The sequence below is a fragment of the uncultured Paracoccus sp. genome (assembly GCF_937873615.1).
In the GTDB taxonomy this organism is placed as follows: Bacteria; Pseudomonadota; Alphaproteobacteria; order Rhodobacterales; family Rhodobacteraceae; genus Paracoccus.
This window is the reverse complement of the sequence record NZ_CALMYP010000022.1, coordinates 23,508-39,374: the sequence shown is the minus strand read 5'-3', so window position 1 is coordinate 39,374 and position 15,867 is coordinate 23,508. Positions and strand designations below refer to the sequence as shown.

General features: G+C 59.8%; 15 protein-coding genes and 3 pseudogenes. 15 read left to right on the top strand and 3 right to left on the bottom strand.

From position 1 onward, the window contains the following. Positions 1–5: 5 nt before the first annotated feature. Positions 6–1,436: pseudogene (locus tag Q0330_RS06840) on the top strand (IS66 family transposase); the annotation flags it as partial. Here Q0330_RS06840 and Q0330_RS06835 read toward each other — a convergent pair. After that, positions 1,424–1,609 carry a hypothetical protein gene (locus Q0330_RS06835; RefSeq protein WP_299476383.1) on the bottom strand — a complete coding sequence of 62 codons (186 nt, stop codon included), beginning with the start codon at positions 1,607–1,609 and terminating at the stop codon, positions 1,424–1,426. The pseudogene Q0330_RS06840 and the gene Q0330_RS06835 sit on opposite strands and share 13 nt — an antisense overlap. A 312-nt stretch (positions 1,610–1,921) precedes the next feature. Between Q0330_RS06835 and Q0330_RS06830 the strand changes: the two are divergent. Next, positions 1,922–2,143: pseudogene (locus Q0330_RS06830) on the top strand (transposase domain-containing protein); the annotation flags it as partial. 316 nt (positions 2,144–2,459) lie between these two features. Here the strand turns inward: Q0330_RS06830 and Q0330_RS06825 are convergent. Then, positions 2,460–3,401: a helix-turn-helix transcriptional regulator gene (locus tag Q0330_RS06825; RefSeq protein WP_299476378.1), complete on the bottom strand. Its 942-nt coding sequence runs from the start codon at positions 3,399–3,401 to the stop codon at positions 2,460–2,462. 126 nt (positions 3,402–3,527) lie between these two features. On the opposite strand from Q0330_RS06825, the gene Q0330_RS06820 reads away from it, so the two are divergent. The 13 genes and pseudogenes from Q0330_RS06820 to Q0330_RS06760 all read left to right on the top strand — a co-directional run bounded on the left by Q0330_RS06820 (position 3,528) and on the right by Q0330_RS06760 (position 15,196). Beyond that, positions 3,528–4,550 carry a TRAP transporter substrate-binding protein gene (locus Q0330_RS06820; RefSeq protein WP_299476375.1) on the top strand — a complete coding sequence of 341 codons (1,023 nt, stop codon included), beginning with the start codon at positions 3,528–3,530 and terminating at the stop codon, positions 4,548–4,550. A 132-nt stretch (positions 4,551–4,682) separates the two neighbouring features. Then, on the top strand, positions 4,683–5,165 hold the full coding sequence (locus Q0330_RS06815) for a TRAP transporter small permease (RefSeq protein ID WP_299476372.1): 483 nt from the start codon (positions 4,683–4,685) through the stop codon (positions 5,163–5,165). A 2-nt stretch (positions 5,166–5,167) separates the two neighbouring features. Continuing rightward, entirely contained in the window at positions 5,168–6,448 is a 1,281-nt protein-coding gene (locus Q0330_RS06810) for a TRAP transporter large permease (protein ID WP_299476369.1), read from the top strand. Positions 6,449–6,462: 14 nt separating this feature from the next. Then, positions 6,463–7,305, top strand: a complete 843-nt coding sequence (locus Q0330_RS06805; protein ID WP_299476366.1) for a dihydroorotate dehydrogenase electron transfer subunit — start codon at positions 6,463–6,465, stop codon at positions 7,303–7,305. Then, entirely contained in the window at positions 7,299–8,243 is a 945-nt protein-coding gene (locus Q0330_RS06800; RefSeq protein ID WP_299476362.1) for a dihydroorotate dehydrogenase, read from the top strand. The genes Q0330_RS06805 and Q0330_RS06800 overlap by 7 nt, the downstream gene beginning before the upstream one ends. Beyond that, the gene (locus tag Q0330_RS06795) at positions 8,240–9,529 is read left to right on the top strand and encodes a Zn-dependent hydrolase (RefSeq protein WP_299476359.1); all 1,290 of its coding nucleotides are present in this window, start codon (positions 8,240–8,242) and stop codon (positions 9,527–9,529) included. The genes Q0330_RS06800 and Q0330_RS06795 overlap by 4 nt, the downstream gene beginning before the upstream one ends. Then, complete coding sequence (gene pyrC, locus Q0330_RS06790) at positions 9,519–10,589, top strand: dihydroorotase (protein ID WP_299476356.1); 1,071 nt, start codon at positions 9,519–9,521, stop codon at positions 10,587–10,589. The genes Q0330_RS06795 and pyrC overlap by 11 nt, the downstream gene beginning before the upstream one ends. Next, positions 10,586–11,290, top strand: a complete 705-nt coding sequence (locus Q0330_RS06785; protein WP_299476353.1) for an orotate phosphoribosyltransferase — start codon at positions 10,586–10,588, stop codon at positions 11,288–11,290. Before pyrC ends, Q0330_RS06785 begins: the two co-directional genes overlap by 4 nt. Positions 11,291–11,292: 2 nt before the next feature. Next, a complete protein-coding gene (locus Q0330_RS06780; protein WP_299476350.1) occupies positions 11,293–11,613 on the top strand; it encodes a hypothetical protein in 321 nt (106 codons plus the stop codon). A 31-nt stretch (positions 11,614–11,644) separates the two neighbouring features. Beyond that, on the top strand, positions 11,645–13,030 hold the full coding sequence (locus Q0330_RS06775; protein WP_299476347.1) for an aspartate ammonia-lyase: 1,386 nt from the start codon (positions 11,645–11,647) through the stop codon (positions 13,028–13,030). A 22-nt stretch (positions 13,031–13,052) separates the two neighbouring features. Beyond that, positions 13,053–14,300 (top strand): annotated as a pseudogene (locus Q0330_RS06770) (malic enzyme-like NAD(P)-binding protein); the annotation flags it as partial. 408 nt (positions 14,301–14,708) lie between these two features. Beyond that, complete coding sequence (locus Q0330_RS06765) at positions 14,709–14,930, top strand: helix-turn-helix transcriptional regulator (RefSeq protein ID WP_067264667.1); 222 nt, start codon at positions 14,709–14,711, stop codon at positions 14,928–14,930. A gap of 65 nt (positions 14,931–14,995) precedes the next feature. Beyond that, a complete protein-coding gene (locus Q0330_RS06760; protein WP_009804208.1) occupies positions 14,996–15,196 on the top strand; it encodes a hypothetical protein in 201 nt (66 codons plus the stop codon). Here Q0330_RS06760 and Q0330_RS06755 read toward each other — a convergent pair. Beyond that, complete coding sequence (locus Q0330_RS06755; RefSeq protein ID WP_299476337.1) at positions 15,190–15,768, bottom strand: hypothetical protein; 579 nt, start codon at positions 15,766–15,768, stop codon at positions 15,190–15,192. The genes Q0330_RS06760 and Q0330_RS06755 overlap by 7 nt on opposite strands. Positions 15,769–15,867 lie beyond the last annotated feature (99 nt).

Here is a 15,867-nt window from a genome sequence, read left to right as displayed (position 1 = left end):
TTGCCCTGAAGGCCTACGATCGCGCACGGTTCGGGCGGCGCTCGGAGAAGCTTGGTGCCGGCGCGTTCTCCGGTGACGCGGACGCACAGCGGGCCTTCGTCTTCGAGGAGACCCTGACCGGCATCGCCGCTCTCAGGGCTCAGGTCGGCAAGGGTAGCACCGCTGCCGAGAAGCGTTCGCCGCGCCCGCGCAAGGGCGTTCCGCCGCATCTGGAACGGATTGAGGTGGTGATCGAGCCCGAGGACCTGCCGGAACACGCCGGCAAACAGAAGGTGCTGATCGGCGAAGATGTCTCGGAGCGCCTCGATGTCATCCCGGCGAAGTTCCGGGTGATCGTCACGCGTCGGCCCAAATATGCCTTCAAGAATGCCGACAGGGTCATTCAGGCTCCGGCCCCGGCGCACATCATCGAGGGCGGCATTCCGACCGAGGCGCTCCTGGCGCAGGTCGCCGTCTCGAAATATGCCGATGGCCTGCCGCTCTACCGCCAGGAGGGGATCTATGCCCGCGACGGGGTGGAGATCGACCGGCGGCTGATGGCGCAATGGATGGGCCGCGTCGGCTTCGAGCTCGACATTCTTGCCGATCATGTCCTGGGCGAGGTCCGAAAGGGCGCGCGCATCTTCGCCGACGAGACCAGCCTGCCAACCCTCGCTCCCGGCACCGGCGCCACGAAGACGGCCTGGCTCTGGGCCTATGCCCGCGACGACAGCACCTTCGGCGGCAGCGGGCCGCCCATGGTGGCCTACCGCTTCGAGGACAGCCGGTCCGGCGACTGCGTACAGCGCCATCTCACCGGCTATCGCGGCATTTGCTAGGTCGACGGCTATGCCGCCTACAACAAGCTCGTGCGCAAGGATGGCGGCAATGACGGCCCGCGCCTGGCCGGGTGCTGGGCCCATAGCCGGCGTCGGTTCTATGAACTGCACAAAGCCGGTGCCTCGCAGGTGGCCACCGACACGACCCTGCGGATGGCCGATCTCTGGAAGCTCGAGGCAGAGGTTCGCGGCCAGAGCCCGGAGGCGCGCATCGCCGCCCGTCAGGCCGTCTCGGCGCCGATCGTCGCGGAGCTGTTCGCGCTGTGGCAGGCGACCCTGCCACGAATATCGGGGAAATCAAAGCTGGCCGAGGCCCTGCGCTATGCAATCACCCGGCGCGAAATCTTCGAGCGCTTCCTCACCGACGGTCTCGTCGAACTCGACTCCAATATCGTCGAGCGCGCCATCAGGCCCCAGACAATAACAAGAAAGAACAGTCTCTTCGCCGGGTCCGACGGCGGGGGCCGAACATGGGCCACCATCGCCACGCTTCTGCAGACCTGCAAAATGAACGCCGTCGATCTTGTCGCATGGCTGACTCAGACCCTCCAGCGCATCGCCAACCAATGGCCGCGCGCCAAGATCGACCAACTCATGCCCTGGAACTACCAACCCTGAACGGCCTCGGTTGCCCGCTTACCGATCAGGCCCGCGGCCTGCATCAGAAGCTGGGCATGTGTAATTGTCGCCTCCGCCCGCTCCATGTCGTTCATCCCGTCCACCTTGCGAGGCTCGAACACCAGGCTCAGCTGCCTGCCCGAGCTCGGCACCGACATGTCGTGCTGTTTCATCAACGTCCTCCCTTGCGATTCCACATTCGCTTCGGGAGTGTCCAAAAACAGTGGCCGGCGTCATCAGCCTCCTGAGTTCCGCCAACGCCGCGAGATCAACCTGTGGACTGCCAATGCTCATTTCGGCGCAGACGACGGGATCCAACATCCAGTCAGCGATCGAGACGACAACGCCAGACGGGCCTTCCACCTTGAGAAACTGCCCCGCTACGCGCTGCTCCACCCGCCGCACGCTGACTTTCAGGCCGAAATAAGGATGCCAACGATAATGAACTTCCCGCTCTTCCCCGACATGGGCAGAATGAACGGGTGATGGCGCTCGGCCGGAAATCATGGCTCTTCGCGGGGTCGGAACGTGGCGGCGACCGCGCTGCCTTCATGTATTCCCTGATCGCCACGGCCAAAGTGAATGACGCCGTTCCCCAGGCCTGGCTTGCTGACGTCCTCGCCAAGCTCCCCAGCGCAACGCCATCCCGCGTGCCGGGTCTGTTGCCATGGAACTGGCAGCCATCGGAGCGCCAACTCGCCGCATGACCGCGGCCTACGCCGAATGCTTACGGCGCTGGCGGCGACTTTGCGGACGTTGAGCGGGCTCGGCTCCAGCTGGTCGAGCGGGATCATCCGGATGTCGCCTGCGCCGTCAGGCGCGGCCGATCCGGCGGTTTCGGTCTTCTTCGTGGTGGCGGGTTTCGGGCGAGTCGCGGTCTTGGCCATGGTCAGTGTCCTTGTCACGCCGGACCCGGAAGAGACTCTCTCTATCCTTTCAAGCCCGGCAACCGGGCTTCCCTTTCTTTTACTCTTGCCGGCGGCGACATTGGGTGTACGCGGGAGCGCTCCAAACGAGACCAATCTATCCCAGTTGATGGACCACCTCAGGGGGGCACTCCACGAGTATGCGTTCCAACCGTTTAAACGCTTCTACGCCTTTTAGACTTCTCTTCCACAAGCCTTCCGTTGCGCGCTGGTGAAGTGCGAGAGACTCTTGGTCACTGGAGATTGATGCAACACCGATTCTCACGTTAGCGTACAATCCAAGACGAAAAGGACTGACAGCAACTTGTGCATGCTTTCCTTGGCGAAAAAGCTGAAAGCTCGTTCCGGGCATCGAATCCTCCACAATGCCAATTTGAACGCCGATCGGCTGTTCAGTGATAAGCGTCATAATGTTTCTGATCTCGGCGCGCGCAATCTCGCGACGACGGCAACGTTCAGGTTCGCGCACGTCATGTGTACCGACAAAACCCAACGTGGCGAATTGCTCCAGTTCGGCGCTCGACACCAAGCTCAGTATGCCTGGTCGACGCGCACGATATGCTCTTTTTCGCGCGCGCAGGACTTCCAGGATCTGATCCAGTTCCTCGCGAAAGTGCTCGCAATCGACTACCTCTTTCGGCGCGCTCTCCTGCAATATATCCCGCAGTGCATCGTCGAACGCGTCGGTTGTCAAAAGATAGGATACCGGCCCGAAGAGCACTGAAATGTGGTCCGCTGTGGCTTCGATCTGCCGCATCCGTTCAAAGAAAGTGAGCGCGGATGCCGTGTATTCAGACCCCACGCCAAGAAGCGTCGACAGCGAAACATCCAAAAAGTCGGCAATCTTGCCGAGTACGTCCACCCTGATGGGTTGCCCGGACTCGTAGCGATAGATAGCTGCGCGCGACACCCCGGTATGCTTCGCTACGTCGTCCGGCGTCAGCCCACGACCCAGGCGATAAGACCTAAGGCGTTCCCCTACCTGGAGAATTGAGTCGAACTGGCTGTGCATTATCGTAATGACCTCTTTGACACCCAATCACTTAGCGTATTAGGGCGCGCTTCTCAATGCCGAGACCCTCTCTTTGTATGTCGCAATATTGAGATTTTTATTGACAATGATACGGTCGGTTGTTTTCATGCGCACTACCAACAGGAGGTTTCCATGATCGAATCAACAAAACTCACCCGTACAATCCTAGGCGGAGCGCTCTTCGCCGCGGTATCGCTGGCGTCCATCCCGGCGTTTGCGCAGGACTTCGTTGCCCGGATCGGACACCTTGAGTCGGAAGCGCAATCGCGCCACATTTTTTTGGAGAAGGTCGCAGCGCTCGTGTCCGAGCGAACCGACGGAAACGTAGAGTTTCAGATCTTTCCGTCCAGCCAGCTAGGCAATCAGCGCCAGATGACGGAAGGCGTGCAGCTAGGCACGCTCGAGGCAACTGTTTCGCCGGCAGCCTTCCTCGGCGGCTTCAATCCCGTCGTGTCCGTGCTCGACATCCCGTACCTGATACCGGAAGATCCCGAGGCAGCTCAAGCCCTGCGCGAAGGGCCCTTCGGACAGGCTCTGCTGGAGTCGTTCAACCGGCGTGGGCTCGTTGGGGTCGCACTCTGGCCCAACGGCAAGAAGAATTTCACCTCGAACAGACCGCTTGATGACGTGGCAACGTTCGCCGACCAGAAGTTCCGTGTCATGGACAGCCGTATCCTGATCGAGCAGTTCAACGCCCTCGGCGCTTCCGCGATTGCGCTGCCCTTCGGCGAACTCTACACGTCGCTCCAGACAGGTGTCGTCGACGGTGAGGAAAACCCGCTCGATACAATTCTTCGCATGAAGTTCCACGAGGTACAGAAATATCTCGTCGTGTCGGAGCATGGCGCAATGGAAGACGTCGTCTTGTTCAATCCGCTCTGGTGGGAGAGTCTGCCTGACGAGTACCGCTCTATCATCACCGTCGCATTTAACGAAGTGGTGCCGGAGCTGACCGCGCACAAGGCGGCGGCTGTCGCGGATGCGTTGGCACAAATCGAAGCCAGCGGTAACATCAACGTTCGAGTGGCTGGGCCGGAGGAGCGGGCCGCCTTGCGTGACAAGATGTTTGAGCCTGCGAAAGCCGCCTATGTCGCACAGGCCGGTGATGAAGGCGCGGCCTTGATCTCTATCTACGAAAAGCAGGTCGCTAACTGAGTCTGCACGCACCCCGGACGCCCGGCAATTCCGGCCGACGCGTTCGGGGCACCGCACGGGCTGGATAGTTGCGGACCGTGCCGTCCTTCCCCTCACGTTGAAAGGGTTCTCACAATGTTGACCTATTTGCGAATGGCCGAGCGCACGGCCCTGGTCGCCCTGTTTCTGACGATGTCAGGTATCTTCTTTCTGAGTGTCGTGACCCGTGAAATCGGTGGAACCTTCGCCAGCAAGTTCGCCTGGATTGAAGAGGCCGTCCGGTTCATGAACATCTTTCTGGTATTTCTCGGCCTCGGACTCGCCTTGGAGCGCGGTAAACATATGGGCATCGACACACTGCGCGACCGACTGCCCGATGCGCCGCGCAAGGTCCTGCTCAAGGTTATAGACGCCAGCGGCTTCCTGTTCTCGGTCTACATGGTCTGGCTGGGATACGGGCTTGTCACCTTCGTCCTGGGCACCGGCCAAACCAGCCCAACGCTGGGCCTTCAAACCGGGTACATCTATCTCGCGCCGGTTATCGGGTTTGCCCTTCTCGCCCTGCGCTACGCCCTGAGTTTCCTCGGCGTGATCGACCGCTTCTCGACACCCGACCAGCCCGAAGTGGACCATTGATCGTGATCGCTCTTATCGCCGTCCTCGCATTGGTCCTTCTGGTCCTAGGCTTCGAAATGTTCTTTGTCCTCGGCCTTCCGGCCCTGGCCATCAAGGAAGCGTATTTCGGCAAACTGCCCGACCCTGCGGTGGTCCAAAAGATTTTTGGCGGGATCGACCATACTACACTGCTTGCCATTCCATTCTTCATCTTTGCCGCGCATCTGATGGGGTCCGGCCAGATCGCCCGCAACCTGACCGAGCTTGTCCGGTCTCTTATCGGCCATACCTGCGGCGGTATGGGCCATACCGTGATCGGCGGTTCGATGGCTTTCGGCTCCGTCTCGGGTTCTGCGCCGGCCACCGTTGCCGCTATGGGCAAGATGGTCTACCCTGAAATGCGCAAGTCGGGTTTCAGCGAAAAATTCAGCCTTGGTCTTTTGGTGTCCAGCGCGGAAACCGCGCTTTTGATCCCTCCGTCGATCACCTTCATCATCTACGGCTGGATGACCGGGACCTCAATCGCACGACTCTTTGCCGGCGGTCTGGCGGTTGGACTGTTCCTGGGCCTGGCCTTTGCAATCTACGTCATGATCGAAGCGCGCCGCGCAGGCATCACTGGTGATACCAAGACTACTTGGGCGGAACGCGCGAAAGCTGTGAAGACCGCTGGCTGGGCGCTCGGTATGCCGACAATCATCCTGGGTGGCATCTACTCAGGCACCATCACCCCGACCGAGGCCGCCGCAGTCAGCGTCATCTACGCTATTTTCGTCGAGATGGTCGTCTACCGGAACTTTAAATTCGGCGACCTCGTCCGCATCACCGAGCAAAGCGCGATATCGACCTCGGTGATCTTCGTACTGCTGGCCATGGGCGGGTTGATCTCGTTCTTTGTGACGCTGGCGCAGGTGCCGAACCAGATCACCGACTTCCTGACAATGATCGAGGCCGGACCGCTGACCTTCCTGCTGGTGGTAAACGTGTGCTTCCTGATTGCGGGCATGTTTATCGACCCGAATTCGGCCCTGCTAATCCTGGTGCCGCCTCTCTACCCGGTTGCCAACTCGCTTGGCATCGACCCGGTCCACTTCGGGATGATCGTCACGCTTAACATCTCGCTCGGAATGATCACCCCCCCATTCGGGTTGGACATCTTCGTCGCCTCCTCGACGCTGAGCAAACCGGTGGTAGAGATTATCAAAGGCGTCTGGCCGTTCGTGGCGGTCAACCTGATCGTGCTGCTGATAGTGACCTACGTACCCGACATCTCACTCTTCATTCCGAAGCTGATCTTCGGCTAACAAGGAAAGATACCATGAAACAATTCGACAAGAGCGTCGGGGTATCCTCCTCGGCGAACGGGGAAGCCTTCGAAGTCGAAACCCGGGTCAAGAGCAACGACGAGGTGAACGGAGAGTACCGCCTGCTGATCCTGGATGCGCCGCAGAAGGTGCTGGATTGCCAGCCCGGCCAGTTCTTTCATCTTCTCTGCCCCGTGACATCGCAGAACGCGCCCTACCTTCGCCGCCCGATGAGCATCTACGGCTTCTACCCCGAAAAGAGCGAGTTGCACTTTCTCTACAAGGTCACGGGCGAAGGCACCCGCGCGCTGGCGGAACTGCTGCCCGGTGATACGTTCAACGTTCTCGGACCGTTGGGCAAAGGCTACTCGATCCGCGACGACTGGCAGCAGCTGTTGCTGGTCGCCCGTGGGGTCGGCCTGGCCACCCTCGCCCCGCTTGCGCAGGAAGCGCAGCGGCGCGGCCGGAAGCTGACGGCAATCTGTTCAGCACGCTCGCCCGAGGTGCTGATGTCGGTGGAACTGTTTCGCGAGATGGGGGCCGAAGTGATCACCGTGACGGATGCCGAAGGTTCTTCGGGGATGGAGAACATCAAGGCCATCATCCAAGATAAGATCGGCGCCGGAGAGGTCGACGCTCTTTATACCTGCGGGTCCAACAGGATGCTCACTCTGCTGCAGGAGATCGGCGCAGAACACGGGATCCCAGGCGAGATTGCACTGGAGCAGCAGATGGCCTGCGGGCTGGGCATGTGCCAGTGCTGCGTTCGCTCGTTCCGCCGTAACAACCAGATCGTCCACGAACGGGTCTGCCGCGAAGGCCCGGTCTTCGACATGCAGGAGGCAATGGGATGGTAGACCTGACGACAAAACTGGGCACGATCACGCTCAAGAACCCAATCATGCCGGCCTCTGGCACTTTTTCCGAGGATCTGGCCGGTGTGATCGACATGAACGCGCTCGGCGCGCATGTGACCAAAACGATCACCTACGAGAAGCGCGGCGGCAATCCGACGCCCCGCGTCTGCGAGGTGCGCGGATCGATGCTGAATTCGATTGGCATTCCATCCAAGGGGATCAACCATTTCATCCAGAATGTCGTTCCCTATTACCGAGACTACGATGTGCCTCTTGTGGTCAGCATCTCCGCCCACAACGCGGACGATTTCGCCCGCATTTGCGAGGCAATCACAGTACCCGGTGTGGATGCGATCGAGATCAATATCTCGTGCCCCAACATCGAGGATAACGGCAAGGCCTTTGCCATGCGCCCTTCATCCACGCAGCAGGTGATGACCAAGCTGCGCGGGGCATCAGACCTGCCGCTCTGGGCCAAGCTCTCGCCAAACACCGGCGAGACGGTCGAGGTTGCCCTGGCCGCGCAGGAGGCCGGGGCAGATGCCCTTGTCGTGTCCAATACGCTTCTGTCGATGGCCATCGACATCCAGTCGCGCAAACCCAAGCTGGGCAACCTGATGGGCGGACTGTCGGGCCCGTCGCTCAAGCCCATCTCGCTGCGCATGGCGTATCAATGTGCCAAGGTCGTGGACATTCCGGTGATCGGCTGCGGCGGCATTTCCACCGTCGAGGACGTGGTCGAATACCTGATCGCCGGGGCATCGGCGGTGCAGGTCGGAACGGCGACCTTCATCAACCCGACGGCAATGCCGAACATTATCAGCGGGCTGGAAGCCTACATGACCAAGCACGGTATCGCCGATCTGTCTGAACTGATCGGATCGGTCCGCGATGACGATGCCGCCGACGCCGTCGTCTTCATGGAAACGGCGCCATGAACGACGTCGCGGACCTACCGATGGTCGCCAATGAGCTGGCGTTTGCCGCACGGCTCTTTGACGATATCGCCGCGATCAGCCCGGACAAGGCCGGGGTCAGCCGCCCTGCCTTTTCCGAGGTCGAAACAGCGACGCTGAACTACCTCAAATCCGTCTGCGAGGCGCATGGGCTGGTCGCGGATTTCGACGCCGGCCAGAACCTCTTGATGAGCCTACCCGAGGATGCAACGGCCCAAGAGTACGTGCTGATCGGAAGCCATGTCGACAGCGTGCCCATGGGTGGCAACTTTGACGGCCTGGCCGGTGTGATCGCGGGCCTCATGTGCCTTCTTCGCGCGCAGGGCAGCGGCACGCGCTTTGCCCGCCCTGTCAAGGTGATTGCCATGCGCGCAGAGGAGAGCGCCTGGTTTGGGCCGTGCTATATCGGCTCGAAAGCACTGATGGGCGCGCTCAAGGGCACCGAGCTTGCCGCCACCCACAAGGGGGATCTGCGCAAGCTCTACGAACACATGGAGAGTGTCGGCATTAACATGGCCCCGGTGCGCTCCGGAACGCCGCTGATGGAAGCTGATCGCATCCTCGAATACATCGAGTTGCACATCGAACAGGGTCCCTTGCTGATCGGCAAGGATGTCCCGGCAGCCGTGGTGTCGAGCATTCGCGGCAATTTCCGATACAAAATAATCCGCTGCATCGGTGAACCCGGTCATTCCGGCGCCGTGCCGCGCGCCTTCCGGCGCGATCCGGTGCTGGCCATGGCCGATCTTCTGTCGCGGCTGGACGAAGCCTGGCTGTCAATCGTCCAGAAAGGCGGCGACCTCGTCCTGACGACCGGCGTCGTGCATACCGATCCCGACAAGAACGCCATGTCGCGCATTCCCGATCAAGTGGATTTCTCGCTCGATATCCGCAGTCAAAGCCAGGAAACGCTGGACGGCATGCACGCGATGCTGTTGCGCGAAGTCGCCGAGACAGAGAATCGACGGGGCGTGCGCTTCGTGCTGGACGAGGTCAACACCACGGCCCCAGCCCTGATGAACGATAGTGTCGTCGCCGGGTTGAAGAAGGCGATGGCGCGAAACGGGCAGGCACCCATGGTCATGGCCTCGGGCGGGGGGCACGATGCGGCGGTTTTTGCCAATGCGGGCGTGCCCACTGCCATGGTCTTTGTCCGCAACCGTAATGGGTCACACAACCCAGACGAGGCCATGGAAATCGACGATTTCCTCGCGGGCACGTCGATCATCTATTCATATCTCATGAAAGGACCGATCCATGACGGATGAACTGACACTGACGCGCCCCGACGACATGCATCTGCATCTGCGCGACGGCGCGATGATGCAAACGGTGCTGCCACATTCGACCCGCGATTTCGGTCGCGCCATCATCATGCCGAACCTTGTGCCGCCGGTGACCACCGTCGATGCCGCGCTTGCCTATCGCGACCGGATCCTTGCTGCCATTCCGACCCAAGACCGTTTCGAACCGCTTATGACACTCTATCTCACGGATATGACGCAGCCCGACGAGGTCGCCCGTGGTTTCAAGGCCGGGGTGATCAAGGCGGTGAAACTCTACCCCGCCGGTGCCACGACCAATTCCGACAAGGGCGTTAGCGATATCACAAAGGTCATGCCCGTCCTAGAGAAGATGGCCGAAATCGGCGCGCCCCTTTTGGTGCACGGTGAAGTGACGAACCGCGAAGTCGACATTTTCGACCGCGAAACGGTTTTTATTGACCGGGTTCTTGCGCCTCTGCGCGAACTGCTGCCCGGCCTTCGTATCGTGATGGAGCACGTCACCACCAAGGACGGCGTGGATTTCGTCATCGCCGGCGAACGCAACCTTGCGGCCACCTTGACCGTTCATCACCTCGTCTTGAACCGAAATGCCCTCCTGGCGGGCGGCATCCGCCCGCATTATTACTGCCTCCCGGTTCTCAAGCGCGAAACGCATCGCCTTGCCCTTCGCGCTGCAGCAACCTCGGGCGACCCGAGGTTCTTTCTCGGCACGGATTCCGCGCCGCACTCTCGGTCGTCCAAGGAATGCGCCTGCGGCTGTGCCGGGATGTTTACGGCGATCAACGCGATGCCGGTGCTTGCCAGTGTCTTCGAAACAGACGGCAAACTGGACCTGCTGGAAGGTTTCACATCGCAATATGGCGCGCGGTTCTACGGCCTTACTCCGAATGCGGAAAAAATTCGTCTGATCAAGCGCGATACTCCGATTGAATTCGAGACCGACATAGGTGTCGGTGAGGACTATGTCACCGTGTTCGACCCCGGCTTCCCGCTGTATTGGCAGGTCGATCCGCGATCACAGGTACAAGGGGACAAGCAATGAAATCCTACGGCTTTCCCGACCGGGATCGGATCGCCCGCGACACCGCTAAAATGCTGCTCGAAATAGGCGCGATCCACTATTCCAAGACCACGCCGTTTCATTTCACTTCGGGCATCGCAAGCCCGGTCTATATCGATTGCCGAAAGGTCATCGCGTTCCCCCGCATACGGGAAACCCTGTTGAGTTTTATGGGGTCGGTTCTGATGAGCGAGGTCGGATTCGAAACGATCGACTGCGTCGCCGGCGGAGAGACCGCGGGCATTCCCTTCGCGGCCTGGCTGGCGGCAGACCTAGGGTTGCCCATGCACTACGTCCGCAAGAAGCCGAAAGGATTCGCACGCAACGCGCAGATCGAAGGCAATCTCATTGACGGACAACGGGTTCTCTTGGTTGAAGATCTGACCACTGACGGGGGCAGCAAGATCAACTTCTGCAACGCCCTTCGTAGGGCTGGGGCGGTCGTGGACCATACGATCATGCTGTTTTTCTACGATATCTTTCCCGCAACACGCCGAAATCTCACCGAGCACGGGCTCACGCTGCACAGTCTTGCCACCTGGCAGGACGTGCTGATCGTCGCCAAGGAGACCAGTGTTTTCGACGCTGCGACCCTTGCAGAGATAGAATCCTTTTTGACCGAACCACTGGCCTGGTCCGCCGACCATGGCGGCGCCACCTCCATTCTGGAACAAACGAGATAAGCATGTTCAGCGAACTCATTGCGACCCTGGAAAACTACGGCAAGAGCACCCACGCTTTCAGCATAGCCGCCGATGTCGCGCGGACGCGGGCTGCAAACAACCCTGAATCGGTCGCAGCCTGGAGCCTGCTGGCCAGCATTGCCGAACTGTTCGTCGAAAGGTACGAGCGCCAGGCACTCCCGACGGCTGAATGTGTCCGGTGGTTCGACTTGATCAGGGCCGAGACTGATCGACTGGATGCGGCATTCGCCAAGAGCGACCCTGCGGAGCGGCTGAACGCAATCAACCAAACGGCCAAGACACTCGTAGATCAGGAAGCCTGACATCTCGGCCCGTACAGAAAGAACGCCCGTCATGACCAAACGAACAGAACGCGATTCAATCGGCACTCTATCTGTGCCATCCGGCGCCTATTTCGGGGTCCACACGGCCCGCGCCATAGAGAACTTCCCAATCACTGGCGTCACCCTGAGCCACTTCCCGGAATTCATCGCGGCCCTGTGCCAGGTGAAATTGGCGGCGTGTCGGGCCAACCGCGAATTGGGCGCATTGGAATCCGAGCGGGCCGAGTTCATTGAACAGGCGTGCCGCGTTATCATCACAGGCGCGCATCATGACTCCTTCGTGGTGGACATGATTCAGGGCGGCGCGGGCACCTCGACGAACATGAACGCCAACGAAGTCATCGCCAACCTAGCCGCTGAGCTCGCCGGTCGCGATAAGGGTGTCTACGACTTCATCCATCCCAATGACCACGTGAACTGCTCGCAGTCGACGAACGACGTCTATCCTACCGCCATTCGTCTTGCCGTTCTTGCCAAGGCGGAGGGTCTGATCCGCGAACAGCGCGCACTTCTGGGCTCCTTCGCTGCCAAGGCCAGAGCATTCGCGGATATTCACAAGGTCGGACGAACTCAGTTGCAGGACGCAGTACCAATGACGGTCGGCCGCGAATTCGCCTCCTATGCGGCGGCGTTGACCGAAGAAATTTCGCGACTCGAGGACCTGTCCAAGATCTTGCGTGTCGTCAATCTCGGCGGCACGGCCATCGGCACCAGCATCAACGCCCCCGATGGCTATGCCGAGCTTTCGGTCAAATATTTGAGCGAGATTTCCGGTCACGATTTGCGCAGCGCCAGCGACCTGATCGACGCCTCGTCGGACATGGGTGCGCTGGTATCCTATTCGGGACTGCTGCGTCGCGTCGCGATCAAGGTCTCGAAAATCTGCAACGACCTGCGACTTCTCAGTTCCGGGCCAAGGGCCGGGCTCGGCGAGATCGTCCTGCCCGCAGTTCAGGCAGGCTCTTCGATCATGCCGGGCAAGGTCAATCCTGTAATCCCCGAAGTAGTGTCTCAGGTGGCCTACCAAGTCGTCGGCAACGATCTGACAATCACTATGGCGGCGGAGGCCGGCCAGCTTCAGCTCAACGCCATGGAACCCGTGATCGCCTACAACCTTCTTGAATCCATCCGAATTCTCGAGAACGCCCTGCGAACGCTTAGGGTGCGTTGCGTGGACGGGATCACTGTCGATCGCGATCGGTGCGCCGCGCTTCTGGCCGGTAGTCTGGTCCTTGTGACGGCTTTAGTGCCCACATTGGGCTATGAGACCAGCGCCACGGTAGCCAAAGACGCTCAAAAGAACGGTCGCACTGTCGAAGACATTGTCGTCGAAAGGGGGCTGATGACCCGCAACGATTTCCGGGAAACTATATCGCGAAGCCTGGCACATCTTTGATACGCCCAACGGAACAAGCCAAATGAAAAGCCTTTTTGAAGAAGAAGCCCGCCAATATCATGCTGTCGAGCCGCGGGGAAAACTTGCGGTCATTCCGACCAAGCCCATGATGACCCAGAAAGAGCTTTCTCTCGCCTACAGCCCCGGCGTAGCGGTGCCCTGCAACGAGATAGCGAGTAACCCTGGAAAGGTGTTCGACTACACCATGCGCGGCAACCTCGTTGCGGTTGTCACCAATGGCACTGCAGTACTTGGGCTTGGAAACATCGGTCCCCTTGCCTCCAAACCGGTGATGGAAGGCAAGGCGGCGCTCTTCAAGCAATTTGCGGGGATTGACGCCTTCGACCTCGAACTCGATGCGTGCGATGTCGACACGTTCTGCAACGCGGTTGCCCCGCTTGAGCCGACTTTCGGCGGCATCAACCTCGAAGACCTCAAAGCACCGGAATGCTTCGAGATCGAGCGCAACCTGCGCGCGCGCATGAACATTCCGGTGTTCCACGACGATCAGCACGGCACCGCCATAGTCGCTGCTGCTGCCGTCCTCAACGCAATGGAGATCGTCGGCAAGGACCTCTCGGAAATCAGGATTGCCGCTAACGGGGCCGGCGCGGCCTCGATCGCCTGCCTGGAATTGCTGATCTCATTCGGTGCGCAGCGCAGCAACATCACCGTATGCGACAGAAGCGGCGTTATCTATGAAGGTCGGCCCGGCCCCCTTATGGACAAGACAAAGCTGCGCTTCGCCGGTGATACGAAGGCGCGGACTCTGGCCGATGCGGTTAAGGGTGCGGACCTTTTCCTGGGCCTGTCGGTCGCGGGTGCTTTGAGCGAGGACATGGTCCGTTCGATGGCGCCCGATCCCGTAGTTCTTGCCATGGCTAATCCGGAACCTGAAATCAGGCCGGAAGTCGCGAAGGCTGCAAGGAGCGACGTGCTAATCGCTACGGGACGCTCCGATTACCCCAATCAGGTCAATAACTTGCTCTGCTTCCCGTTTATCTTTCGCGGTGCGCTGGACGTTGGCGCGACAGAGATTAACGAAGACATGAAAATGGCCTGCGCGCGCGAGATCGCTGCTTTGGCAAGGCAGGGCGTTTCGGACTTGGTGCTCAAAGCCTATGGGGTTGACAGCTTTTCTTTTGGTCCCGATTATCTTATTCCCAAGCCCTTCGATCCACGTCTGATCTTCGAAATTGCGCCAGCTGTCGCCAAGGCTGCGATGACAAGTGGGGTCGCTACCCGCCCAATCCCAGATCTGGAAGCATATCGGCAATATCTCGACCGGTACGTTCATGAACCCTGCATGATTGAGCGTCCTATCGTAGAAGAATTCGCAATAGCGTGACAGCGGTTCACATACCCCGTCTCAGGCCGGCGATGGGCCTTCATGTTGCGCCCCCTGACCCGAAGTGTTTCCGAATCCCGAGTAGAATTCGTCTTCTACAACCTCCCAGTGGACGACCGACTGGCGGCACCGGTATTGCCGGTGCCGCCCTTTTCCGAAAGAGCAACTGAGCGGCAAATAATGTTTGCGAGACGGATCATCCCGTGACCTGCGTATCGGCAGGAATCCCATTCCGGCGATCTCGCGCCGTCCCAAGAATTATTCTCTGCGCCTCCGAATGTAACATATATCGCGTGGCGATATTTCGCGCACCGTGTCCGTTTCACGGGCATGAACTTGCGGGACCGTGTAGCACTGAACATCCAAGACTTGAGACGCGCCCGCGGCCTCAGCCAGGAGGAGCTTGCTCATCGGGCCGATGTGAGCCGCGGCCATATGGGCAAGGTCGAGAACGCCAAGTTCGCGGCTTCCCTCGACCTTCTCGAACGCATCGCCAAGGCGCTCAATGTCGACCCCGAAGAACTCTTCGCGAAGCGCAAGTCCGTTTCCTGAGGCTTTGATCCCGCCACCCAACACGAAAGACAGAACGGCAAGAACAGTACGAGTGGCGCGGATACATGGCGAAGAGAAAGACAGGCTGGCCTTTCCAGGAAGGGTTTCTGAACGACGGGACGCAGAAGATTCACCTGTTCACCGATTACCGTTGGAATGATGGCTCGGTGAGCCGTCGTTGGCATGTCGATCCGGAACGCTTTGATGCCAGTCTTGCCATCGTGCGCCCGTTTTCCCTGACGCCCAGTGACAGCTCAGATCAGTAGGAAAACCACTCCGAGTGGCCCATGTTGCCCTCGTAGTCGCCGTACTCGACCATGATGCTGCGAGAATAGAAGTGCCATAGGCCCCCACCCGTCGGATAGGCGATCTCCTGACCGCTTTCCGAGATGAATGTCGCGGGCCAGGGCGCGTAGGATCCGTAGACCCGCTGGATGTAGCGGCAGGTCCGGTTCTCGCGATCACAGGAGCGGATCGACCAGTCCCATTGCCGCGGCTCGTCACGAGATTGGTAGGATCTTCCAGAGAACCAGATGACATGCGTGCGATTCAGCCATTCGTATTCCGGCAGGTTGGTGTCGAGTTCGCCTTCCCCGCCGGGCCCGCCCAGTTCGACCGGCACATGGGCAAATGTGCAAACCCCGAAGGGCGGCAGGCTCGGCCAGGGGGTAATCCGACGAATCATCGTGCGATAGGCCCGCGCGCAAACCGCGCTCGGGGGGAAACCACCTGCCATGCAGAGCATGATGGCGCAGTCGATATCATAGGCCCGCGCCTTCTCCGGCGCTCCGAATACCGCCATCACCCCCAAAGCTGCCGCCATCGCCTGTCGTCTCATGTCACTCTCCCGCAAAAGTTGCGGCAACTATCGTGCAATTTGTATTATTCTGCAATATGTCGTATTGACTCTATATGACTTTATGGCCTTAGTGTCGTG

Excerpts from the sequence above, each read along its gene's own strand:
- Q0330_RS06805 (WP_299476366.1), top strand. The coding sequence starts at position 6,463 with ATGAAACAATTCGACAAGAGCGTCGGGGTATCCTCCTCGGCGAACGGG.
- Q0330_RS06755 (WP_299476337.1), bottom strand. The coding sequence starts at position 15,768 with ATGAGACGACAGGCGATGGCGGCAGCTTTGGGGGTGATGGCGGTATTC.
- Q0330_RS06760 (WP_009804208.1), top strand. The coding sequence starts at position 14,996 with ATGGCGAAGAGAAAGACAGGCTGGCCTTTCCAGGAAGGGTTTCTGAAC.
- Q0330_RS06775 (WP_299476347.1), top strand. The coding sequence starts at position 11,645 with ATGACCAAACGAACAGAACGCGATTCAATCGGCACTCTATCTGTGCCA.
- Q0330_RS06795 (WP_299476359.1), top strand. The coding sequence starts at position 8,240 with ATGAACGACGTCGCGGACCTACCGATGGTCGCCAATGAGCTGGCGTTT.
- Q0330_RS06780 (WP_299476350.1), top strand. The coding sequence starts at position 11,293 with ATGTTCAGCGAACTCATTGCGACCCTGGAAAACTACGGCAAGAGCACC.
- Q0330_RS06815 (WP_299476372.1), top strand. The coding sequence starts at position 4,683 with ATGGCCGAGCGCACGGCCCTGGTCGCCCTGTTTCTGACGATGTCAGGT.
- Q0330_RS06785 (WP_299476353.1), top strand. The coding sequence starts at position 10,586 with ATGAAATCCTACGGCTTTCCCGACCGGGATCGGATCGCCCGCGACACC.
- pyrC (WP_299476356.1), top strand. The coding sequence starts at position 9,519 with ATGACGGATGAACTGACACTGACGCGCCCCGACGACATGCATCTGCAT.
- Q0330_RS06800 (WP_299476362.1), top strand. The coding sequence starts at position 7,299 with ATGGTAGACCTGACGACAAAACTGGGCACGATCACGCTCAAGAACCCA.
- Q0330_RS06820 (WP_299476375.1), top strand. The coding sequence starts at position 3,528 with ATGATCGAATCAACAAAACTCACCCGTACAATCCTAGGCGGAGCGCTC.
- Q0330_RS06835 (WP_299476383.1), bottom strand. The coding sequence starts at position 1,609 with ATGAAACAGCACGACATGTCGGTGCCGAGCTCGGGCAGGCAGCTGAGC.
- Q0330_RS06765 (WP_067264667.1), top strand. The coding sequence starts at position 14,709 with ATGAACTTGCGGGACCGTGTAGCACTGAACATCCAAGACTTGAGACGC.